This is a genomic window from Micromonospora sp. NPDC004551, from assembly GCF_040609975.1.
Classification (GTDB): domain Bacteria; phylum Actinomycetota; class Actinomycetes; order Mycobacteriales; family Micromonosporaceae; genus Micromonospora.
Genome location: NZ_JBEXLM010000015.1, coordinates 73,510 through 94,628, shown reverse-complemented (window position 1 = coordinate 94,628; position 21,119 = coordinate 73,510). Strand labels below are relative to the sequence as shown.

The window sequence follows — 21,119 nt, the reverse complement described above, 5'->3', positions numbered from 1 at the left end:
GGGTTTCTAGAACTCGAGCCCGGCTTCGCGGGCGGCGTCGGCAAGCGCGGCGACCCGCCCCGCGTACCGGTTGCCACCGCGGTCGAAGACGACCTTCGAGACGCCGGCGGCCTTGGCCCGCTCGGCGAGCAGGGCGCCGACCTTGCCGGCCAGGGCGCTCTTGTCGCCCTCGGCGCCGCGCAGCGAGGCGTCCATGGTCGAGGCCGACGCCAGGGTGTGACCCTTGGTGTCGTCCACGACCTGGGCGACGATGTGCCGCAGGGAGCGGGTGACGACCAGGCGGGGACGCTCGGTGGTGCCGCTGACGTTCTTGCGGACCCGGAAGTGCCGGCGCGCACGCCCGACGGCCCGCTTGGCGGCGACGCCGCGGCGGCGCTTGAGCAGCGTGGCGCTCACTTCTTACCTGCCTTTCCAGCCTTGCGGCGGATGACCTCGCCCTGGTACTTCACGCCCTTGCCCTTGTAGGGCTCCGGCGGGCGGATCTTCCGGATGTTGGCGGCGACCTCGCCGACCTGCTGCTTGTCGATGCCGGCCACGTGGAACAGGGTCGGCCGCTCCACCGTGAAGGTGATGCCCTCCGGGGCCGGAACCAGCACCGGGTGCGAGAACCCGAGCGCGAACTCGAGGTCCTTGCCCTTGGCGGTCACGCGGTAACCGGTACCGGCGATCTCGAGGCTCTTGCGGTAGCCCTCGGTCACGCCGACGATCATGTTGGCCACCAGCGTACGGCTCAGGCCGTGCAGCTCCTTGGCCTTGCGCTCGTCGTTGGGCCGGTTGACGTGCAGCGCGCCGTCCTCGCCCCGCTCCGCCGTGATCGGCTCGGCCAGTACGTGGCTCAGCTCGCCCTTGGGGCCCTTGACCTTGACGGTCTGGCCGTCGATGGTGATGTCGACGCCGGCTGGCACCGGGATCGACTTACGTCCAATACGCGACATTTCTACCTGTCTCCCGTTACCAGACGAAGGCGAGGACTTCCCCGCCAACGCTCCGCTTGCGGGCCTGCCGGTCGGTGAGCAGCCCCTGGGACGTCGAAATGATCGCCACGCCCAGCCCGCCGAGCACCCGCGGGAGCCCGTCCGACTTGGCGTACACCCGGAGACCGGGCTTGGACACGCGCTTGATGCCGGCCAGGCTCCGCTCCCGGTTCTGGCCGTACTTCAGCTCGACGACCAGTCGCTTGCCGACGGCGCCCTCCTCGGGCTCCTCGACCGACCAGGTGGCGATGTAACCCTCGGCCTTGAGGACCTCGGCGATGTTCGCCTTGATCTTCGAGTAGGGCATCGTCACCCGGTCGTGGTACGCCTGGTTGGCGTTACGCAGACGCGTGAGCATGTCTGCGATCGGGTCGGTCATCGTCATGAAATTCGTCAACCTTTCTCGCCGGGGTTCCCCGGGCCAGGCCCGGGGCCTACGGCGAAGAGACAGTTCAGCTGACGCGCGAAGCGCGCCGGGCTATTACCAGGAAGCCTTGGACACGCCGGGCAGCTCACCGCGGTGGGCCATCTCCCGGATGCACACCCGGCAGAGACCGAACTTGCGGTAGACCGCCTTCGGACGCCCGCACCGCTGGCAGCGGGTGTACGCGCGAACCGAGAACTTCGGCTTCGCGGCCGCCTTGAGGATCAGCGCCTTCTTGGCCATCTCAGTTCTCCTTGAACGGGAAGCCCAGGAGCTTGAGCAGCGCCCGGCCCTCGTCGTCGGTCGTGGCGGTCGTGACCACCGTGATGTCCATGCCCCGCTGGCGATCGATCTTGTCCTGATCGATCTCGTGGAACACCGACTGCTCGGTCAGACCGAACGTGTAGTTGCCGTGGCCGTCGAGCTTGCGCCCGTCCAGACCGCGGAAGTCGCGGATACGCGGCAGCGCGATGGAGAGCAGCCGGTCCAGGAACTCCCACATCCGGTCGCCCCGCAGGGTGACCTTCGCGCCGATCGGCATGCCCTCACGCAGCTTGAACTGCGCGATGGACTTGGTCGCCCGCCGCACCAGCGGCTTCTGGCCGGTGATGGTGGCCAGGTCGCGGACGGCACCGTCGATCAGCTTGGCGTCCCGAGCGGCCTCGCCGACGCCCATGTTGACGACGATCTTGACGAGCCCGGGCACCTGCATGGGGTTGCCGTAGCTGTACTGCTCCTGCAGCTTCGCCACGACCTCGTTGCGGTACCGCTCCTTGAGGCGCGGCAGGGTCTTGGTTTCGGTAGCCGTGGTCATCAGAGGTCCTTACCGGTGCTACGCGCGATGCGGACCTTCTGGCCGTTGTCGTCGATCCGGTAACCGACGCGGGTCGGCTTGCCGTCGGAGTCCAGGACCTGCACGTTCGAGACGTGGATCGGGGCCTCCTGGGTGACGATGCCACCGGTCTTGGCGCCACGCTGGGTGGTGCTGATGCGGGTGTGCTTCTTGACCCGGTTCACGCCCTCGACCAGGACCTTGTCCTGCCGCGGGTAGGCCGCGATGACCTTGCCCTTGGCACCCTTGTCCTTGCCGGCGATGACGACGACCGTGTCGCCCTTCTTGACCTTCACGGTCACAACACCTCCGGCGCGAGAGAGATGATCTTCATGAACCGCTTGTCCCGCAGCTCGCGGCCCACCGGGCCGAAGATGCGGGTACCGCGCGGGTCCCCACCGTCCTTGATGATGACGGCGGCGTTCTCGTCGAAGCGGATGTACGAGCCGTCCGGCCGCCGCTTCTCCTTGGCGGTGCGAACGACGACGGCCTTGACGACGTCGCCCTTCTTCACACCGGCACCGGGGATCGCGTCCTTGACCGTGGCCACGATGACGTCGCCGATGCTCGCGTAGCGCCGACCGGAGCCACCGAGAACCCGGATGCACAGGATCTCCCGGGCACCCGTGTTGTCGGCGACGCGCAGTCGCGACTCCTGCTGAATCACGTCTATCTCCTATGTCTGCCGGTTCTCCGGCCGCCGGGGGCGGCCGGAGCCTGGCGGAACCTGCGCCCGACCGAACCCGGCCGAGCTCGAGCCTTCGCTACTTGGCCTTCTCGAGGATCTCCACGAGCCGCCACCGCTTGGTGGCGGACAGCGGCCGGGTCTCCATGATCAGGACCCGGTCGCCGATGCCGGCCGAGTTCTGCTCGTCGTGGACCTTCAGCTTGCTGGTCCGGCGCATGATCTTGCCGTACAGCGCGTGCTTGACCCGGTCCTCGACCTCGACCACGACGGTCTTTTCCATCTTGTCGCTGACCACGAGGCCCTCACGCACCTTGCGGCGGGCCCGCGCGGCGGCGGTGGTGGTGGTGTTCTCACTCATGATGCAGTCACCTCAGTCGGCGCGGCCGAGAGACCCAGCTCACGCTCACGCATGATCGTGTAGATCCGGGCGATCTCCCGACGGATGACCTGCAGCCGCCGGTTGTTGTCCAGCTGCCCGGTTGCGGCCTGCACGCGGAGGTTGAACAGCTCCGCCTTCGCCTCGCGCAGCTTCGTGACCAGCTCCTCCTCGGAGAGCTCACGCAGCTCGGAGGCCTTGACGCCCGCTGCCATCAGGATTCACCCACTTCGCGCGTAACAATGCGGCACTTCATCGGGAGCTTGTGGATCGCGCGACGCATCGCCTCTCGCGCGATCTGCTCGTTGGGGAAGGACATCTCGAAGAGAACCCGCCCCGGCTTGACGTTGGCGACCCACCACTCGGGCGAACCCTTACCGGAACCCATACGGGTTTCCGCCGGCTTCTTGGTGAGGGCCTGGTCCGGGAAGATCGTGATCCAGACCTTGCCGCCACGCTTGATGTGACGGGTCATCGCGATACGCGCCGACTCAATCTGGCGGTTGGTCACGTACGCCGGCTCCAGAGCCTGGATCCCGAACTCGCCGAACACCACCCGGTTACCGCCCTTGGACGCGCCGTGGCGGTCCGGGTGGTGCGGCTTGCGGAAGCCCTTCGGGGGCTTGCGCGGCATCAGCATCTGTCAGCCCTCCTGCTGCGTTTCTGCCGGCTGGGTCGCGGCCGCGGCCACGGCTCCGGCGTCGACCGGCTCACCGGCCGGCGTCTCCGCCTGCTGCGCGATGGTGGTCGCGGCAGCCCGGCCGGCCTCGGTGCCACCGGCGGTCGTGCCCGACGAACCCGACCGGCCACGGCGCGGCCGCTCCGGCCGGTCGCCACGGTCGCGGCGCGGGCCGCGCGACGGGGCGGCCTCGGCCGGGGCCTCGCGGCCCGGGACGGCGTCGCCCTTGTAGATCCAGACCTTCACGCCGATCCGGCCGAAGGTGGTACGGGCCTCGAAGAAGCCGTACTCGATGTTGGCCCGCAGCGTGTGCAGCGGGACCCGGCCCTCGCGGTAGAACTCGGTCCGGCTCATCTCGGCGCCGCCGAGACGGCCCGAGACCTGCACCCGGATGCCCTTGCACACCGGGTTCTTCATCGCGGACTGCATCGCCTTGCGCATGGCCCGACGGAAGCTGACCCGGCTGGACAGCTGCTCGGCGACGCCCTGGGCGACCAGCTGCGCGTCCGACTCGGGGCTCTTCACCTCGATGATGTTCAGCTGAACCTGCTTGCCGGTGAGCTTCTCCAGCTCGCCGCGGATCCGGTCGGCCTCCGCACCCTTACGGCCGATGACGATGCCCGGCCGGGCGGTGTGGATGTCGACGCGGACCCGGTCGCGGGTGCGCTCGATGTCGACCTTGGAGATGCCGGCACGCTCGAGGCCCTTGGACATCATGCGGCGGATCTTGACGTCCTCGCCGATGTAGTCCTTGTAGAGCTTGTCCGCGAACCAGCGGGACTTCCAGTCGGTCGAGATGCCGAGCCGGAACCCAGTGGGGTGAACCTTCTGACCCATTACTCGGCACCCTCCGTCGTGCTCTGCCCCTCAGCCGCCCCGGCCTGGCTGGTTGCCTCGGCCTTCGTCTGCGCCTGGGCCTTCTTCGCCGACTTCTTCGGCGCGGCCGGCGCCACCGCCTCGACCGCCACGGTGATGTGGCAGGTGCGCTTGCGGATCCGGTACGCCCGGCCCTGCGCCCGCGGCCGGAACCGCTTCATCGTCGGGCCCTCGTCGACGAACGCCTCGCTGACGAGCAGCGCGTCGGGGTCCAGCCGCTCGTTGTTCTCCGCGTTGGCGATCGCGCTCGCGAGCACCTTGTACACCTGCTCGCTCGCAGCCTGCGGCGCGAACTGCAGCACCGTGAGCGCCTCCTTCGCGGGCAGGCCGCGGACGAGGTTGACCACCCGGCGCGCCTTCATCGGCGAGATGCGCACGTGCCGCGCAACCGCCCGCGCGCCCGGAAGCACCGGAGCGTCGCCCTTTCCTGGCATCGCTGTAACCCCTTGTTCCTCTATCCGTATGCCCGCGGCGTCAGCGCCGGCGGCTCTTCCGGTCGTCCTTCTCGTGACCCTTGAACGTGCGGGTCAGCGCGAACTCGCCGAGCTTGTGCCCGACCATGGCCTCGGTCACGAAGACCGGGACGTGCTTGCGTCCGTCGTGCACGGCGATCGTGTGACCCAGCATCTCCGGGATGATCGTCGAGCGCCGCGACCAGGTCTTGATGACGTTCTTCGAGCCCTTGTCGTTCTGCGTCTCCACCTTCTTGAGCAGGTGGTCGTCGACGAACGGGCCCTTCTTCAGGCTGCGAGGCATGTCTTATCTCCCTCAGCCGCGCTTACGCGTGGCGTAGCGGCGGCGGACGATCAGCCGGTCGCTCGGCTGGCCCTTACGACGGGTGCGGCCCTCGGGCTTACCCTGCGGGTTGACCGGGTGGCGACCACCGGAGGTCTTACCCTCACCACCACCGTGCGGGTGGTCCACCGGGTTCATGGCGACACCACGGACGGTCGGGCGCTTGCCCTTCCACCGCATGCGGCCGGCCTTACCCCAGTTGATGTTCGACTGGTCGGCGTTGCCGATCTCGCCGATGCTGGCGCGGCAGCGCACGTCGACACGCCGGATCTCACCGGACGGCATGCGGAGGGTCGCGTACGCGCCCTCACGGCCGAGCAGCTGGATGCCGACGCCGGCCGAGCGGGCCAGCTTGGCGCCGCCGCCCGGACGCAGCTCCACGTTGTGGATGGTGGTACCGACCGGGATGTTGCGCAGCGGCAGGTTGTTGCCCGGCTTGATGTCGGCGCTCGGCCCCGACTCCACCCGGTCGCCCTGCTTCAGGTCCTTCGGCGCGATGATGTAGCGCTTCTCGCCGTCGGCGTAGTGCAGCAGCGCGATGCGCGCGGTGCGGTTCGGGTCGTACTCGATGTGCGCGACCTTCGCCGGCACGCCGTCCTTGTCGACCCGCTTGAAGTCGATCAGGCGGTACTGCCGCTTGTGGCCGCCACCGTGGTGCCGCGTGGTGATCCGGCCGTGGGCGTTGCGTCCGCCCTTCTTCGGCAGCGGAGCCAGCAGCGACTTCTCGGGCGTCGACCGGGTGATCTCGGCGAAGTCGGCGACGCTCGAGCCACGCCGGCCCGGCGTCGTCGGCTTGTACTTACGGATAGCCATTGTCTACACCCCTCAGCTGACCGGGCCGCCGAAGGCCTCGATACGGTCACCGTCAGCCAGCTTCACGATCGCCCGCTTGGTGGCCTTGCGCTGACCGAAGCCGGTCTTGGTGCGCTTGCGCTTGCCCTCGCGGTTGAGCGTGTTGACCGTCAGGACGCGGACGTTGAAGATCTGCTGGATAGCGATCTTGATCTCGGTCTTGTTGGCGTCCGGGTGCACCAGGAAGGTGTACCAGTTCCGGTTCAGCTCGCTGTAGCTCTTCTCCGAGACGACCGGGGCGACGATGATGTCGCGCGGATCGGCGATCGTGCTCACTTGCCACCCTCCTCGGTGGTCTCGGCGGGAACGCCCAGGAACTCGTCCAGGGCCTCCTTCGTGAAGACCACGTCGTCGGCCACCAGCACGTCGTACGTGTTGAGCTGGCCGGCCTCGATCAGGTGCACCCGGCTGTCCCGCGCGTTGCGCAGGTTCCGCAGCGACACCCAGTTCAGCTCGTCGGTGCTGCTCAGCACGACCAGGACCCGACGGGCCTCGGTCAGCTTCGTCAGCGTGGCCTGCGCGGCCTTGGTCGACGGCTTCTCGCCCGAGACGAACGCCTCGACGACGTGCACCCGGCCGGCGCGGGCCCGGTCGGAGAGGGCGCCACGCAGGGCGGCGGCCTTCATCTTCTTCGGGGTGCGCTGGCTGTAGTCGCGCGGCACCGGGCCGTGGACCACGCCACCGCCGGCGAACTGCGGCGCGCGGGTCGAGCCCTGGCGGGCACGACCGGTGCCCTTCTGCTTGTACGGCTTCTTGCCTCCACCGGAGACCTCGCCGCGGGTCTTGGTCTTGTGCGTACCCTGCCGGGCCGCCGCCAGCTGAGCCACCACGACCTGGTGCATCAGCGGGATGTTGGCCTGGGCGTCGAAGATGTCGGCGGGCAGCTCGACGGAGCCGGCCTTGTTGCCTTCGACGTTGAGGACGTCAACGGTGGTCACTTGGCCGCACCGCCCTTCTTCACCTTGGTCTTGGCCGCGGTACGGACCAGGACCAGCGCGCCCTTGGGGCCGGGAATGGCGCCGCGGACGAGCAGGAGGTTGTTCTCGGTGTCCACCGCCTGGACGGTGAGGTTCTGGACGGTGTAGCGCACGCCACCCATCCGACCCGCCATCCGGGTGCCCTTGAAGACGCGACCCGGGGTCGCGCACGCGCCGATCGAGCCCGGCGAGCGGTGCTTGCGCTCGACACCGTGGCTGGCGCGCAGACCGTGGAAGCCGTGCCGCTTCATCGGGCCGGCGTAGCCCTTGCCCTTGGTCTTGCCGGTGACGTCGATGGTCACGCCGGCCGGGAACTCCTCGACCGTGACCTCCTGGCCCGGCGAGTAGTCGGCGGCGTCGCTGGTGCGCAGCTCGACGATGTGCCGGCGCGGCGCGACGTCCGCCTTGGCGTAGTGCCCGGCGATCGGCTTCTTGACCTTGCGCGGGTCGATGGCCCCGTACGCCAGCTGGACCGCGGAGTAACCGTCCTTGTCGGCGCTACGAACCTGGCTCACGACGCACGGGCCGGCCTGAACCACGGTCACGGGAACAACGCGGTTGTTGTCCCAGACCTGGGTCATGCCGAGCTTTGCGCCCAGGATCCCCTTGACTTGCCTGTCCATTTGTCCGGTCCCTACAGCTTGATCTCGATGTCGACGCCAGCCGGCAGGTCGAGGCGCATGAGCGAGTCGACCGTCTTCGGGGTCGGGTCGATGATGTCGATCAGACGCTTGTGCGTGCGCATCTCGAAGTGCTCGCGCGAGTCCTTGTACTTGTGCGGCGAGCGGATAACGCAGAAACGGTTGATCTCCGTGGGCAGCGGCACCGGGCCAGCGACCTGCGCCCCGGTACGCGTCACCGTCTCGACGATCTTCCGAGCCGAGGAGTCGACGACCTCGTGGTCATAGGCCTTGAGCCGGATGCGGATCTTCTGTCCCGCCATGGTGGCTTCTGTTCCTTCTCTCGATGCCGCTGTGTTGCGGGCGCCTGTACCGGCTGGTACAGGCCCACTTCGCCGACCCCCGCGGTCGGGCGTGTCGCGCCCGTGGGCCAGGCTCCGCCCCGGGACTCCGGAGCGATTTCCGACCACGCGGTGGGTCATGGCGCCGATCGCGGTGACCGCGACCTGGACGCCGCGCGAGGGTGGTTGACCGCCAGGGGCGATCAACCACCCTACGCGAGACTGTCTGACACCCGGAGGTCCAGCGTTAACCGGACGCAGGCGACTGACCGTCGTTACGCAACCTGACTAGTATGCCGCACGACCGGCGGCGACGCTAATCGGGGTTACCCAGCTCACTTGACGATCTTGGTGACGCGACCAGCGCCGACCGTGCGGCCACCCTCCCGGATCGCGAACTTGAGGTTCTCCTCCATCGCGATGGGCTGGATCAGCTTCACGGACATCGTGGTGTTGTCGCCCGGCATGACCATCTCGGTGCCCTCGGGCAGCGTGACGACGCCGGTAACGTCCGTGGTCCGGAAGTAGAACTGCGGACGGTAGTTCTGGAAGAACGGGGTGTGCCGGCCGCCCTCCTCCTTGGAGAGGATGTAGACCGTCGCCTCGAACTCCGTGTGCGGGGTCGTGGTGCCCGGCTTGATGACGACCATGCCGCGCTCGACGTCCTCGCGCTTGATGCCGCGGAGGAGCAGACCGACGTTCTCGCCGGCCCGGGCCTCGTCGAGCAGCTTGCGGAACATCTCGATGCCGGTGCAGGTGGTCTTCATCGACTTCTCGCGGATGCCGACGATCTCCACCTCCTCGTTCGGCTTGAGGATGCCCCGCTCGGCGCGACCGGTGACGACGGTGCCACGACCGGTGATCGTGAACACGTCCTCGATCGGCATCAGGAACGGCTTCTCGGTCTCGCGCTCCGGCTGCGGGATCGCGGTGTCGACGGCGTTCATGAGGTCCATGAGCTTGCCGGTCCACTCGGGGTCACCCTCGAGGGCCTTCAGCGCCGAGACCCGGACGACCGGCAGGTCGTCACCCGGGTACTCCTGCGACGAGAGCAGCTCGCGGACCTCGAGCTCGACGAGCTCCAGGAGCTCCTCGTCGTCGACCATGTCGCTCTTGTTGAGCGCCACGACGATGTACGGCACGCCGACCTGACGGGCCAGCAGCACGTGCTCGCGGGTCTGCGGCATCGGGCCGTCGGTCGCCGCCACCACCAGGATCGCGCCGTCCATCTGGGCGGCACCGGTGATCATGTTCTTGATGTAGTCGGCGTGACCGGGGCAGTCGACGTGCGCGTAGTGACGCGCCTCGGTCTGGTACTCGACGTGCGCGATGGAGATCGTGATGCCGCGGGCCTTCTCCTCCGGCGCCTTGTCGATCTCATCGAACGGCGTGTACGGGTTGAGGTCCGGGAACTGGTCGTGCAGGACCTTGGTGATGGCCGCCGTCAGCGTCGTCTTACCGTGGTCGATGTGACCAATGGTGCCGATGTTGACGTGCGGCTTAGTCCGCTCGAACTTCGCCTTCGCCACTGGTGTCCTCCTGTGGACTTTCTTGGTTCGTTCGCCCCGGCGCGCCAGGTCGGCGCTTAGGACTCTGTCGACAGCCTTTCCGGCCTGACGGCCGGAGAGCCTTTGTGGGTTCTGCGGCGATGAAGCCTACAGGCCCGGAATCACACAATCCGACCGAGGTGGCCGCGGGCGGGAGAACCCTCCCGCGACCGGCCCCGGATCAACGGATCAGCTCAGGTGAGCGTCACTCACCCGTGGCCTTGGCGATGATCTCCTTCGCGACGCTCTGGGGAACCTCGGCGTAGGAGTCGAACTGCATGCTGTAGCTAGCCCGGCCCTGGGTCTTCGACCGCAGGTCGCCGACGTAGCCGAACATCTCCGACAGCGGCACCAGGGCCCGGACGACGCGAGCGCCGCTGCGCTCCTCCATCGCCTGGATGATGCCACGACGGGAGTTGAGGTCGCCGATGACGTCACCCATGTTCTCCTCAGGAGTGGTGACCTCAACAGCCATCATCGGCTCGAGCAGCGCGGGGTCGGCCTTGCGGGCCGCCTCCTTCATCGCCATCGAGCCGGCGATCTTGAACGCCATTTCCGACGAGTCGACCTCGTGGTACTGGCCGTCCACCAGGGTGAGCTTGATGCCCACCAGCGGGAAGCCGGCGAGGATGCCGTACTGCATGGCGTCCTGGGCGCCCGCGTCCACCGACGGGATGAACTCCCGGGGGATGCGGCCACCGGTGACGGCGTTGGCGAACTCGTAGGTCGGGGCGTCGTTGCCCAGCGGCAGCGGCTCCAGGGCGATGATCACCCGGGCGTACTGGCCGGAACCACCGGTCTGCTTCTTGTGCGTGTACTCGACCTTGTCCACCGCGCGGCGGATGGTCTCGCGGTACGCCACCTGCGGCTTACCGATGTTCGCCTCGACGTTGAACTCGCGGCGCATCCGGTCCACCAGGATGTCCAGGTGGAGCTCGCCCATGCCGGAGATGACCGTCTGACCGGTCTGCTCGTCCAGCTTGACGCGGAAGGTCGGGTCCTCCTCGGCCAGCCGCTGGATGGCGGTGCTGAGCTTCTCCTGGTCGGCCTTGGTCTTCGGCTCGATGGCCACCTCGATGACCGGCTCCGGGAAGGTCATCGACTCGAGGATGACCGGGTTCGCCGGGTCGCACAGGGTGTCACCGGTGGTGGTCTGCTTCAGACCCTGGACCGCGATGATGTCGCCGGCCTGGGCGGAGCTGCGCTCCTCCCGCTTGTTGGCGTGCATCTGGTAGATCTTGCCGATCCGCTCCTTGCGGTCCTTGGTGGAGTTGATCACCTGGGAACCGGACTCGAGCGTGCCGGAGTAGATCCGGACGTAGGTGAGCTTGCCGAGGTGCTTGTCGGTCTGGATCTTGAAGGCCAGGCCGGAGAACGGCTCGGAGATCGAGGGCTTCCGCTGCAGCGGGGTCTCGCCGTCGGTCGCGGTGCCCTCGATCGCCGGGATGTCCAGCGGCGACGGCAGGTACGCGACGACCGCGTCGAGCATCGGCTGGATGCCCTTGTTCTTGAAGGCGGTACCGGTGAGGACCGGGTTGGCCTTGCCGGCGATGGTGGCCCGGCGGATGGCGGCCTTGATCTCCTCGACGGAGATCTCCTCGCCCTCCAGGTACTTCTCCATCACCGAGTCGTCGACGTCGGCCAGGGTCTCCATGAGCTTCTCGCGCCACTCGGCCGCGGAGTCGGCCAGGTCGGCCGGGATCTCCTCGATCGCGTAGTCCTCACCCTTCTGGGTCTCGCCACGCCAGGTGAGCGCGCGCATCTCGACCAGGTCGACCACGCCGATGAAGTCGGACTCGGCGCCGATCGGGATCTGGAGAACCAGCGGGGTGGCGTTGAGCCGGTCGATCATCATCTGCACACAGCGGAAGAAGTCGGCACCGGTCCGGTCGAGCTTGTTGACGAAGCACATACGCGGGACGTTGTACTTGTCGGCCTGCCGCCAGACGTTCTCCGTCTGCGGCTCGACGCCGGCGACACCGTCGTACACCGCGACCGCACCGTCCAGCACACGCAGCGACCGCTCCACCTCGACCGTGAAGTCGACGTGGCCGGGCGTGTCGATGATCTGGATCGTGTGGCCCTTCCACTCGCACTTGGTGGCGGCGGAAGTGATGGTGATACCGCGCTCCTGCTCCTGCTCCATCCAGTCCATGACGGCAGCGCCCTCGTGGACCTCACCGATCTTGTACGTGATACCGGTGTAGAACAGGATTCGCTCGGTGGTAGTGGTCTTACCGGCATCGATGTGCGCCATGATGCCGATGTTGCGTACGTTGGCGAGCGCGTCTGCGGCGGCCACTTCAATCCCTACTTATCGTCGTCTAGACACAACTGGTGGCGGTTCCGGCGCCTCGTGGGCGCCGGAACCAGGGTGTTACCAGCGGTAGTGCGCGAAGGCCTTGTTGGACTCGGCCATCTTGTGCGTGTCCTCGCGCCGCTTGACGGCGGCACCGAGGCCGTTGCTCGCGTCCAGCAGCTCGTTCATCAGCCGCTCGACCATGGTCTTCTCGCGACGGGCGCGGGAGTAGGTGACCAGCCAGCGCAGACCGAGGGTGGTCGCGCGGGCCGGCCGCACCTCGACCGGAACCTGGTAGGTGGCGCCACCGACGCGACGGCTGCGGACCTCGAGGGTCGGCTTCACGTTGTCCATCGCCCGCTTCAGCGTGACGACGGGGTCGGTGCCGGACTTCTCGCGGCAGCCCTCGAGGGCGGCGTAGACGATGCGCTCGGCGAGCTGACGCTTGCCGCGCAGCAGGATCTTGTTCACCAGCTGGGTGACCAGCGGCGAGTTGTACACCGGGTCAGCGACCAGCGGCTTCCGCGGAGCGGGTCCCTTACGCGGCATGTCAGCTCTTCTCCTTCTTCGCGCCGTAGCGGCTGCGAGCCTGCTTGCGGTTGCGGACACCCTGGGTGTCCAGCGAGCCGCGAACGATCTTGTACCGCACGCCGGGGAGGTCCTTCACACGGCCACCGCGGACGAGCACGATCGAGTGCTCCTGCAGGTTGTGGCCGACGCCCGGGATGTAGGCGGTCACCTCGATCTGGCTGCTGAGCTTGACACGAGCGACCTTGCGCAGCGCCGAGTTCGGCTTCTTCGGGGTGGTGGTGTACACGCGGGTGCACACGCCGCGCCGCTGGGGAGACCCCTTGAGCGCCGGGGTCTTGGTCTTGGTCGTCTTGGCCTGACGGCCCTTTCGGACCAGCTGCTGAATGGTGGGCACCGGGTTTCTCCGCTCCCTTCGGCCGCTGCGAGGCGACCGCGCCGTCTGCTCTAGCCGGCCTGATGGACGGCTCTCCTACATTCCAACCAGGGCCACCTGACGGGGGTCCCAGCACCCGCGGTCGGGCGTGTCGCCCGAGTCACGGTCCCGGTGCGGTCACTCGCGCGTCCGACCGGGTTTCTGTCACCGGCGCAGGAAACTCCCGGCCAGGTCTTGAGGCTCTAGTCGTGCGGCCGCGCGATCACCGGCTGACCGGTTCCAGCGCACGCACGCATTGCCCGGGCTGGCCCGGGCACAAGGGGAAAGAGTACCTACCACAGCCGCGCAGGTCAAAACGGAGCGGTCCGGGAGAACCGCATCGCGATCCGCCGCCCGATCCCATCGTGCCCCCGCGCCCGTCATGGGCACCTACGGTGACAAGTGTACCGGCTTCCACGGCACTCGACCGGGCGGCCCAGGTTACGCCCAGGCACCGGACATCCCGGCATACCGGTCTTTCCTGGTCAACGCGCCGCCCGAACCGGGCAGCCCGGTCACGTGATCTGCACCACCAGGGCCAGCACGAGCCCGGCCAGGCTGACCAGCAGGCCCGCTCCCCCGCAACTGAGCCCGGCGACGGCCAGGCCGCGACCGGTGAACCGGACCGCGGGCGGCGGCGCCGGCCGCCGGATCTGGCGCCGGGCCAGCAGCCCCGCCACGACGGCCGCGGTGCCCGCGATCGCTCCCAGCACGGTGAAGGCGCCGGCGGCCCAGGCGCCACCGTAGTTCGGGCCGGCGACGCCGAAGCAGAGCACCAGCAGCGAGACGAGGATCGAGGCGATCCCGGTCACCAGCGACCCGATGGCGAGGCCCGAGGTCACCGGCGGCACGTCCAGGTGGACCACCCCGAACGGGGTGCCCGGCACCGCGTCGACGCGCTTCGGCGGGCGTGGCGCCTCACGCGGAGGCGGCGGCACCGACGCCGGAGGTGCGGAACCCCAGCCGCCGCCGGCCGGCGCGCTCCCCGGCGCCGCCCACCCACCGCCGGGCGCCGGCTGGTTCCCCGGGTACGCCCCGGACGCCCACCCCGCGGGCACCGACGGCCCCGCTGCATGGCGATCCGGGTACCCACCCGGATGCGACGGCGAGCCGGGCGCGGCCGACGACCCCGGGGCGGGAGAACCGGCGTACCCCGCGTGGTGCGACAACGAGCCGGGCGCGGCCGACGAACCCGGGGCGGGAGGGGCGGCGTGCCCCGCGTGGTGCGACGGCGAGCCGGGCGGGGGCCAGGGCGCGGCGGCGGGCGGGATGGCGTACCCATCGTGGTGCGGAGGCGACGCGGGCGGTGCGGGCGGATAGGGCCAGGGCCCGGGCGGCGCGGACTGCGGGGCGTACCCCGAGGGGGTGGCCTCCGGTGCCTCGCCGGACGGCCCGGCGGACCCGGCGTCCGGCCCGGCCCAGGGGGTGGCCGGTGGCGGACCGCCGGCGTCCGGCCCGGTGCCGGGGCGGTTCGGGTCGCCTCCCGGCGGCGGGGCCGGCTCCGTCACGGGGTCCTCCTGTCGACGTGGCTCGCCCGCCGCGTGGCGGACACCGGCCAGGCTACCGTCGCGGGTCCCGCCGGCGGGGTCGGGCGCGAGGTGGTCCCCCGCCGGATCAGTCGATGTTCGGGGCGAAGTCGTGCCCGAACGGGGCACCTGCCATCCGGACCACGCCGATGACCACGGCCGCGACGACGGCGACGGCCGCGAGCAGCAGGCCCGTCCACGCCAGTTGCTCGCCCCGGCGCACCCAGCCGGCGCCGGTGAGGAAGCCACCCGAGACGTACGCCTCCCGGCGGGCCTGCCGGGCCAGGGTGAGCGCGATGGTCGCGGGCACCACCCCGCCCACGAAGAAGCCGGTGAGCGCCCCGATCAGCCCGAGGGCGAAGACCGCGCGGGCCTTGGTCGAGCGGACCGGCTCGGGGTCCAGTGGATGGCGGTGCCCCTGCTGGGCGACGGGCACCTGCCCGGGCACGGTGGTCATGCCCACCATCATGCCCCCGCGGACCGGAGCCGGCCGGAAGCCTGGGCCGGCGAGACCGCGGGGTCGGGCTGCGCCGGCGCCTCGGCCCGCGCCGGGGACAGGCGGCCGGCCCGGAACAGCAGCAGCGCGGCGAGGACCACGACGGCCGCCTCGGTCAGCAGCAACGCGCGGTAGTCGACCACACCGATGAGGTACGCCCCGAGCCCGATCGAAAGGGTCTGGGGAACGGTGGTGGTCACCTCGAAGCCGGCGTACACCCGGCCCTGGAGCCGTTCCGGCGCGCTGCGCTGCAGCAGGGTCAGCAGGGCGATGGCCATCACGGTCAGGCCGGCGCCCGAGCTGACCCGGCCGGCCAGGACCGGACCGAGCAGTGGCGTGGCCGCCAGCGCCGCACCGGCGGCCCAGGCCAGGAAGGCCGCCGCGGCGACGCGTACCTCGCCGAAGCGGCGGACCGCGGCGGCGCTGCCCAGCCCACCGAGGAGCGCACCGATCCCCTGCGCCGCCTGCAGCACGCCGAGGAACTCCGGGGACCGGTGCAGGCCACGGTCGACGACCGCGTATCCGGTGGACTCCGCGAAGCCCAGCACGAGGGCGAGCAGGGCGGTGGCGAGAACCACCCGGCGGAGCAGCGGATGGCCGGCGAGGTGCCGGAGTCCCGCCGTCATCTCCCCGGTCCAGTGCCGCAGCGCACCGCCCCTGCGCTCGGGCCGCTCCGGGGTGGGATCGGCCACGCGCACGGTCAGCAGCAGCCCGGCCGCGGCGACGAAGGTCGCCATGTCCAGCACGGCGACGGCGGCGCCGCCGAGCAGCGCGTACAGGCCGGCGCCGGCGAGCGGGGCGAGGAGCCGCAAGCTCTCCCGCACCGTACGCAGGAACGCGTTCGCGTCAGCCAGCAGGTCGCCCGGGAGCAGGCTGACCAGCAGTGCCGACTGGGCCGGCGCGATGACCAGGTTGAGGCACCCGTACAGGAACATCACCGCGTAGATCAGGGGCACCTGCCCGGGACCCTGGACGGCCAGCAGGGGTAGCAGGATCGCCGCGCCGGCCAGATTCGCCACCACCAGCAGCCGGCGGCGCGGCAACCGGTCGGCGAGCAGGCCGGCCAGCGGTGCCAGCAGCGCCGGGACGGTGAAGAACAGGAAGGTCAGGCCGGCCGCGCCGTCGCTGCCGGTCAGATCCTTCACCCAGATGCCGCAGGCCAGCCACAACGAGCTGTCCCCGACCAGGGAGAGGGCCTGGCCGGCGAGATACCGCCGGGCGGGCCGGTCAGCCAGCAGTCGTCGAGTCGACATCCGGGACCTCCGGCGCCTGGACGGGGTAACCGAAGAAGAGCAGCTCCACCGGGAGCGCCCCGGCCGGGCGGGTGCCGGCCTCGGTGCGGCGGGCGTCGAACCGGGCGGTGAACCCGGCGACCAGCTCGCGGTAGGCGGCGACGAACTCGGCCAGCTCGTCGGGAGTGAGATGGAAGAGGTGCTGCTGCCCGGTCGCCGCCTGGTACCACTCGGCCGGATAGGTGGGTGCCTCGTCGACGAACCGGCGCAGCCGCTGGACGTACCGGTGGAGCAGCACCCGGTCGAGCGCCTGTGAGGCGCGCGTCCAGTCGGGGTCCTCGGGGCGGGCCGGCGCCGACCAGCCCTGCCGGGTCAGCCGCCAGGGCCGAGCCCGGCCGCGGCCGCCGCCCGCCTCCTCCACGAAGCCGTAACGGGCCAGCTGACGCAGGTGGAAGGAGCAGGTGGTGGCACTCTCCCCGATCAGCTCGCCGGCCTGCGTGGCGGTCAGCGGCCCGGGCCCGAGGGCCTCCATGAGAGCGAGCCGTACGGGATGGCTGAGCGCGCGGAGTTCCCGGGCATCGGTGAGGGTGCGTGGTTCGCTGGCATCCATGACGTCGAGAGTAGTCTCTCGAGAGAAAACTCTCGAGAGACTACTCTTCAGATGACGAACCCGGAACGCGACGAGGCCCCCGGCGGGTGCCGGGGGCCTCGTCGTTCCTACTGCTTAGCGGTACGACCCGAAGTCGAAGTCGTCCAGCGGCACCGCCTGGCCGCTGGCCGGCCCGAAGCCGTAGTCGGTCTCCGGGTAGCCGGTCATCGAGTAGACCTTGGCCTTCGCCTCCTCGGTCGGCTCGACCCGGACGTTGCGGTACTTGCTGATGCCCGTACCGGCCGGGATGAGCTTACCGATGATCACGTTCTCCTTGAGACCGATCAGCGAGTCGCTGCGGGCGTGGATCGCCGCGTCCGTCAGCACCCGGGTGGTCTCCTGGAAGGAGGCCGCCGACAGCCAGGAGTCCGTGGCCAGCGAGGCCTTGGTGATACCCATCAGCACCGGACGACCGGCGGCGGGCTCGCCACCCTCGCCGACGAGCCGGCGGTTCTCCGACTCGAACAGCGCACGGTCGACCAGCACGCCCGGCAGGAACTCGGTCGAGCCGGAGTCGATGACCGTCACCCGCTTGAGCATCTGGCGGATGATGATCTCGATGTGCTTGTCGTGGATGAGCACACCCTGCGAGCGGTAGACCTCCTGGACCTCCTGGGTCAGGTGGACCTGGACCGCGCGCGGGCCGAGGATGCGCAGCAGCTCGTGCGGGTCGATGGTGCCCTCGGTGAGCTTCTCGCCGACCTCGACGTGGTCGCCGTCGTGCGCCCGGAGCCGGACCCGCTTCGAGATCTTGTCGTAGACGATCTCGTCGCTGCCGTCGTCCGGGATGACGACGATCTTGCGGGACCGCTCGCCGTCCTCGATCCGGATCCGGCCCGGGGTGTCGGCGATGGGCGCCTTACCCTTCGGGACCCGGGCCTCGAAGATCTCCTGGACACGGGGCAGACCCTGAGTGATGTCCTCACCCGCGACACCACCGGTGTGGAAGGTACGCATCGTCAGCTGCGTACCCGGCTCACCGATCGACTGGGCGGCGATGATGCCGACCGCCTCGCCGACGTCCACGGTCTTGCCGGTCGGCAGCGAGCGGCCGTAGCACGCACCGCAGACGCCCAGCTTCGACTCGCAGGTGAGCACGCTGCGCACCCGCACCGTCTCCACCCCGGCCGCGACGATCGCGTCGACCAGGATCGAGTTGATGTCCTGACCCCGGTGGGCCACCACGGTGCCGTCCGGCCCCTTGATGTCGTCGGCCAGGGTCCGGGCGTGCACGCTGGTCTCGGCGTGCTCGTGCACGACCAGCTTGCCGTCGAGCCGCTCGCCGATCTGCATCGGGATGGCGCGGTCGGTGCCGCAGTCCTCCTCGCGGATGATGACGTCCTGCGAGACGTCCACCAGACGCCGGGTCAGGTAACCCGAGTCGGCGGTACGCAGGGCGGTGTCCGCGAGACCCTTCCGGGCGCCGTGCGTGGAGATGAAGTACTCCAGCACGGACAGACCCTCCCGGTACGAGGCCTTGATCGGCCGCGGGATGATCTCACCCTTCGGGTTGGCCACCAGACCACGGATCGCCGCGATCTGCCGGAGCTGGAGCAGGTTACCGCGGGCACCCGAGTTGATCATCTTCCACAGCGGGTTCTCCTGCGGCAGCGCGGTGTCCATCTCCTTGGCGACCTCGTTGGTCGCCTTGGTCCAGATCTCGATGAGTTCGCCGCGACGCTCCTCGGCAGTCATCAGACCACGCTGGTACTGCTTGTCGATCCGGTCGGCTTCCTTCTCGTACCGGTCCAGGATCTCCCGCTTGCGCGGCGGGGCGATGACGTCCTCCATGCCGATGGTGACGCCGGACCAGGTGGCCCAGTGGAAGCCCGCCTCCTTGAGCCCGTCCAGGGTGGCCGCCAGGGCCACCTTCGGGAAGCGCTCGGCGAGGTCGTTGACGATCGCGGAGAGCTGGCCCTTGCGGATCTCGTAGTTCACGAAGCGGTAGCCCTGCGGCAGCGTCTCGTTGAACAGGACCCGGCCCAGCGTGGTCTCCACCGTCACCGGCTCGCCCTCGACCCAGCCCTCGGGCGCGACCCACGGCTCGGCGCCGGCGCCGTTGTCGACACCGACGATGCCGCGCAGGCGGATCTTGACCGGGGTCTGCAGGTGCAGCTCACGGTTGTCGTACGCCATCCGCGCCTCGGCGTCCGAGCTGAACGCCCGGCCCTCGCCCTGCCCACCCGGGGTGAGGTGGGTGAGGTGGTAGAGACCGATGACCATGTCCTGCGTGGGCATGGTGACCGGCTTGCCGTCGGCCGGCTTGAGGATGTTGTTCGACGACAGCATCAGGATCCGCGCCTCGGCCTGGGCCTCGGCGGACAGCGGCACGTGGACCGCCATCTGGTCACCGTCGAAGTCGGCGTTGAACGCGGTGCAGACCAGCGGGTGGATCTGGATGGCCTTGCCCTCGACCAGCTGCGGCTCGAAGGCCTGGATGCCCAGCCGGTGCAGGGTCGGCGCCCGGTTCAGCAGGACCGGGTGCTCGCCGATGACCTCTTCCAGCACGTCCCACACGACCGGCCGCTGCCGCTCGACCATCCGCTTGGCGGACTTGATGTTCTGCGCGTGGTTGAGGTCCACGAGCCGCTTCATCACGAACGGCTTGAACAGCTCCAGCGCCATCTGCTTGGGCAGGCCGCACTGGTGCAGCTTGAGCTTCGGGCCGACCACGATGACCGAACGGCCGGAGTAGTCGACGCGCTTGCCGAGCAGGTTCTGGCGGAACCGGCCCTGCTTGCCCTTGAGCATGTCGGAGAGCGACTTCAGCGGGCGGTTGCCCGGACCGGTGACCGGCCGGCCGCGACGGCCGTTGTCGAACAGCGCGTCGACGGCCTCCTGGAGCATCCGCTTCTCGTTGTTGACGATGATCTCGGGCGCGCCGAGGTCGATCAGCCGCTTGAGGCGGTTGTTCCGGTTGATCACGCGGCGGTACAGGTCGTTCAGGTCGGAGGTCGCGAAGCGGCCACCGTCCAGCTGCACCATCGGACGCAGGTCCGGCGGGATGACCGGGACGCAGTCCAGCACCATGCCGAGCGGCGAGTTGCGGGTGTTCTGGAACGCCGCCACGACCTTGAGCCGCTTGAGCGCCCGGATCTTCCGCTGGCCCTTGCCGGAGCGGATGGTCTCGCGCAGGTTCTCGGCCTCGGCCTCCAGGTCCATGTTCTGGACCAGCGCCTTGATCGCCTCGGCACCCATGCTGCCGGTGAAGTACTCGCCGAAGCGGTCGCGCAGCTCGCGGTAGAGCAGCTCGTCGGTGACCAGCTGCTTCGGCTCGAGCTTGCGGAAGGTGTCGAGGACCTCGTCGAGGCGGTCGATCTCGCGCTGGGCCCGGTCGCGGATCTGGCGCATCTCGCGCTCTCCGCCTTCCTTGACCTTGCGCCGGACGTCCGCCTTCGCGCCCTCGGCCTCCAGCTCGGCCAGGTCGGCCTCGAGCTTGGCGGCCCGCTTCTCGATCTCCGAGTCGCGGCTGTTCTCGGCCTGCCGCTTCTCGGCCAGGATCTCGTTCTCGATGGTCGAGAGGTCACGGTGACGCGCTTCGGCGTCCACGCTCGTCACGACGTACGAGGCGAAGTAGATGATCTTCTCGAGGTCCTTCGGGGCGAGGTCCAGCAGGTAGCCCAGCCGGCTCGGCACGCCCTTGAAGTACCAGATGTGGGTCACCGGAGCGGCCAGCTCGATGTGACCCATCCGCTCCCGGCGAACCTTGGAGCGGGTCACCTCGACGCCGCAGCGCTCGCAGATGATGCCCTTGAAGCGGACCCGCTTGTACTTACCGCAGTAGCACTCCCAGTCCCGCTGCGGACCGAAGATCTTCTCGCAGAAGAGCCCGTCCTTTTCCGGCTTCAGGGTGCGGTAGTTGATGGTCTCGGGCTTCTTGACCTCGCCGTGGGACCACTGACGGATGTCGTCGGCGGTGGCGAGACCGATGCGCAGCTCGTCGAAGAAGTTGACGTCGAGCACTATGTCCCCTATGTCGTCGTCTGTACTGCT

At 69.3% G+C, this 21,119-nt stretch carries 27 protein-coding genes; all 27 read right to left on the bottom strand.

Going from position 1 to position 21,119, the window contains the following annotated elements; translation table 11 throughout:
• Positions 1 to 6: 6 nt before the first annotated feature.
• Positions 7 to 396 (bottom strand): 50S ribosomal protein L18, encoded by a 390-nt coding sequence (gene rplR / locus ABZW14_RS19210; RefSeq protein WP_355347936.1) that lies wholly within the window; start codon positions 394 to 396, stop codon positions 7 to 9.
• Positions 393 to 935, bottom strand: coding sequence for a 50S ribosomal protein L6 (rplF, locus tag ABZW14_RS19205; protein WP_091262793.1), 543 nt, complete (start codon positions 933 to 935; stop codon positions 393 to 395). The genes rplR and rplF overlap by 4 nt, the downstream gene beginning before the upstream one ends.
• 16 nt (positions 936 to 951) lie before the next feature.
• Positions 952 to 1,359 carry a 30S ribosomal protein S8 gene (rpsH, locus tag ABZW14_RS19200; RefSeq protein ID WP_013288624.1) on the bottom strand — a complete coding sequence of 136 codons (408 nt, stop codon included), beginning with the start codon at positions 1,357 to 1,359 and terminating at the stop codon, positions 952 to 954.
• Between the two features lie 96 nt (positions 1,360 to 1,455).
• Positions 1,456 to 1,641: a type Z 30S ribosomal protein S14 gene (locus ABZW14_RS19195; RefSeq protein ID WP_007073023.1), complete on the bottom strand. Its 186-nt coding sequence runs from the start codon at positions 1,639 to 1,641 to the stop codon at positions 1,456 to 1,458.
• Position 1,642: 1 nt separating this feature from the next.
• On the bottom strand, positions 1,643 to 2,212 hold the full coding sequence (gene rplE / locus ABZW14_RS19190) for a 50S ribosomal protein L5 (protein ID WP_091317981.1): 570 nt from the start codon (positions 2,210 to 2,212) through the stop codon (positions 1,643 to 1,645).
• Entirely contained in the window at positions 2,212 to 2,532 is a 321-nt protein-coding gene (rplX, locus tag ABZW14_RS19185) for a 50S ribosomal protein L24 (RefSeq protein ID WP_007465276.1), read from the bottom strand. Before rplX ends, rplE begins: the two co-directional genes overlap by 1 nt.
• Positions 2,529 to 2,897, bottom strand: a complete 369-nt coding sequence (gene rplN, locus ABZW14_RS19180) for a 50S ribosomal protein L14 (protein ID WP_007073026.1) — start codon at positions 2,895 to 2,897, stop codon at positions 2,529 to 2,531. The genes rplX and rplN overlap by 4 nt, the downstream gene beginning before the upstream one ends.
• A 97-nt stretch (positions 2,898 to 2,994) precedes the next feature.
• On the bottom strand, positions 2,995 to 3,276 hold the full coding sequence (gene rpsQ, locus ABZW14_RS19175; protein WP_355347932.1) for a 30S ribosomal protein S17: 282 nt from the start codon (positions 3,274 to 3,276) through the stop codon (positions 2,995 to 2,997).
• Positions 3,273 to 3,509: a 50S ribosomal protein L29 gene (gene rpmC, locus ABZW14_RS19170; RefSeq protein WP_007073028.1), complete on the bottom strand. Its 237-nt coding sequence runs from the start codon at positions 3,507 to 3,509 to the stop codon at positions 3,273 to 3,275. Before rpmC ends, rpsQ begins: the two co-directional genes overlap by 4 nt.
• Complete coding sequence (rplP, locus tag ABZW14_RS19165) at positions 3,509 to 3,934, bottom strand: 50S ribosomal protein L16 (protein ID WP_073834927.1); 426 nt, start codon at positions 3,932 to 3,934, stop codon at positions 3,509 to 3,511. The genes rpmC and rplP overlap by 1 nt, the downstream gene beginning before the upstream one ends.
• A 3-nt stretch (positions 3,935 to 3,937) precedes the next feature.
• Positions 3,938 to 4,810, bottom strand: coding sequence for a 30S ribosomal protein S3 (gene rpsC / locus ABZW14_RS19160; protein ID WP_091262800.1), 873 nt, complete (start codon positions 4,808 to 4,810; stop codon positions 3,938 to 3,940).
• Entirely contained in the window at positions 4,810 to 5,283 is a 474-nt protein-coding gene (gene rplV / locus ABZW14_RS19155; protein ID WP_154228719.1) for a 50S ribosomal protein L22, read from the bottom strand. The genes rpsC and rplV overlap by 1 nt, the downstream gene beginning before the upstream one ends.
• A gap of 40 nt (positions 5,284 to 5,323) precedes the next feature.
• Entirely contained in the window at positions 5,324 to 5,605 is a 282-nt protein-coding gene (gene rpsS / locus ABZW14_RS19150) for a 30S ribosomal protein S19 (RefSeq protein WP_007073032.1), read from the bottom strand.
• Between the two features lie 12 nt (positions 5,606 to 5,617).
• Positions 5,618 to 6,457 carry a 50S ribosomal protein L2 gene (gene rplB, locus ABZW14_RS19145; RefSeq protein WP_088976123.1) on the bottom strand — a complete coding sequence of 280 codons (840 nt, stop codon included), beginning with the start codon at positions 6,455 to 6,457 and terminating at the stop codon, positions 5,618 to 5,620.
• 12 nt (positions 6,458 to 6,469) lie between these two features.
• Complete coding sequence (gene rplW / locus ABZW14_RS19140; RefSeq protein ID WP_073834931.1) at positions 6,470 to 6,772, bottom strand: 50S ribosomal protein L23; 303 nt, start codon at positions 6,770 to 6,772, stop codon at positions 6,470 to 6,472.
• The gene (gene rplD, locus ABZW14_RS19135) at positions 6,769 to 7,434 is read right to left on the bottom strand and encodes a 50S ribosomal protein L4 (RefSeq protein ID WP_355347926.1); all 666 of its coding nucleotides are present in this window, start codon (positions 7,432 to 7,434) and stop codon (positions 6,769 to 6,771) included. Before rplD ends, rplW begins: the two co-directional genes overlap by 4 nt.
• On the bottom strand, positions 7,431 to 8,096 hold the full coding sequence (rplC, locus tag ABZW14_RS19130) for a 50S ribosomal protein L3 (RefSeq protein WP_355347923.1): 666 nt from the start codon (positions 8,094 to 8,096) through the stop codon (positions 7,431 to 7,433). The genes rplD and rplC overlap by 4 nt, the downstream gene beginning before the upstream one ends.
• An 11-nt stretch (positions 8,097 to 8,107) precedes the next feature.
• Positions 8,108 to 8,416 carry a 30S ribosomal protein S10 gene (gene rpsJ / locus ABZW14_RS19125; RefSeq protein WP_007073037.1) on the bottom strand — a complete coding sequence of 103 codons (309 nt, stop codon included), beginning with the start codon at positions 8,414 to 8,416 and terminating at the stop codon, positions 8,108 to 8,110.
• 353 nt (positions 8,417 to 8,769) lie between these two features.
• Positions 8,770 to 9,963 (bottom strand): elongation factor Tu, encoded by a 1,194-nt coding sequence (gene tuf / locus ABZW14_RS19120; protein ID WP_091262807.1) that lies wholly within the window; start codon positions 9,961 to 9,963, stop codon positions 8,770 to 8,772.
• 223 nt (positions 9,964 to 10,186) lie between these two features.
• Positions 10,187 to 12,283: an elongation factor G gene (gene fusA, locus ABZW14_RS19115; RefSeq protein WP_355347920.1), complete on the bottom strand. Its 2,097-nt coding sequence runs from the start codon at positions 12,281 to 12,283 to the stop codon at positions 10,187 to 10,189.
• 75 nt (positions 12,284 to 12,358) lie between these two features.
• Complete coding sequence (gene rpsG / locus ABZW14_RS19110; protein ID WP_013735957.1) at positions 12,359 to 12,829, bottom strand: 30S ribosomal protein S7; 471 nt, start codon at positions 12,827 to 12,829, stop codon at positions 12,359 to 12,361.
• Between the two features lies 1 nt (position 12,830).
• Complete coding sequence (rpsL, locus tag ABZW14_RS19105; protein ID WP_007465318.1) at positions 12,831 to 13,205, bottom strand: 30S ribosomal protein S12; 375 nt, start codon at positions 13,203 to 13,205, stop codon at positions 12,831 to 12,833.
• 533 nt (positions 13,206 to 13,738) lie between these two features.
• Positions 13,739 to 14,110: a hypothetical protein gene (locus ABZW14_RS19100; RefSeq protein WP_355347917.1), complete on the bottom strand. Its 372-nt coding sequence runs from the start codon at positions 14,108 to 14,110 to the stop codon at positions 13,739 to 13,741.
• A gap of 727 nt (positions 14,111 to 14,837) precedes the next feature.
• A complete protein-coding gene (locus ABZW14_RS19095) occupies positions 14,838 to 15,206 on the bottom strand; it encodes a hypothetical protein (protein WP_355347914.1) in 369 nt (122 codons plus the stop codon).
• An 8-nt stretch (positions 15,207 to 15,214) separates the two neighbouring features.
• Complete coding sequence (locus ABZW14_RS19090; protein ID WP_355347911.1) at positions 15,215 to 16,498, bottom strand: MFS transporter; 1,284 nt, start codon at positions 16,496 to 16,498, stop codon at positions 15,215 to 15,217.
• Positions 16,473 to 17,087: a winged helix-turn-helix domain-containing protein gene (locus ABZW14_RS19085; RefSeq protein WP_355347908.1), complete on the bottom strand. Its 615-nt coding sequence runs from the start codon at positions 17,085 to 17,087 to the stop codon at positions 16,473 to 16,475. The genes ABZW14_RS19090 and ABZW14_RS19085 overlap by 26 nt, the downstream gene beginning before the upstream one ends.
• A 114-nt stretch (positions 17,088 to 17,201) precedes the next feature.
• Positions 17,202 to 21,089: a DNA-directed RNA polymerase subunit beta' gene (locus tag ABZW14_RS19080; RefSeq protein WP_355347905.1), complete on the bottom strand. Its 3,888-nt coding sequence runs from the start codon at positions 21,087 to 21,089 to the stop codon at positions 17,202 to 17,204.
• Positions 21,090 to 21,119 lie beyond the last annotated feature (30 nt).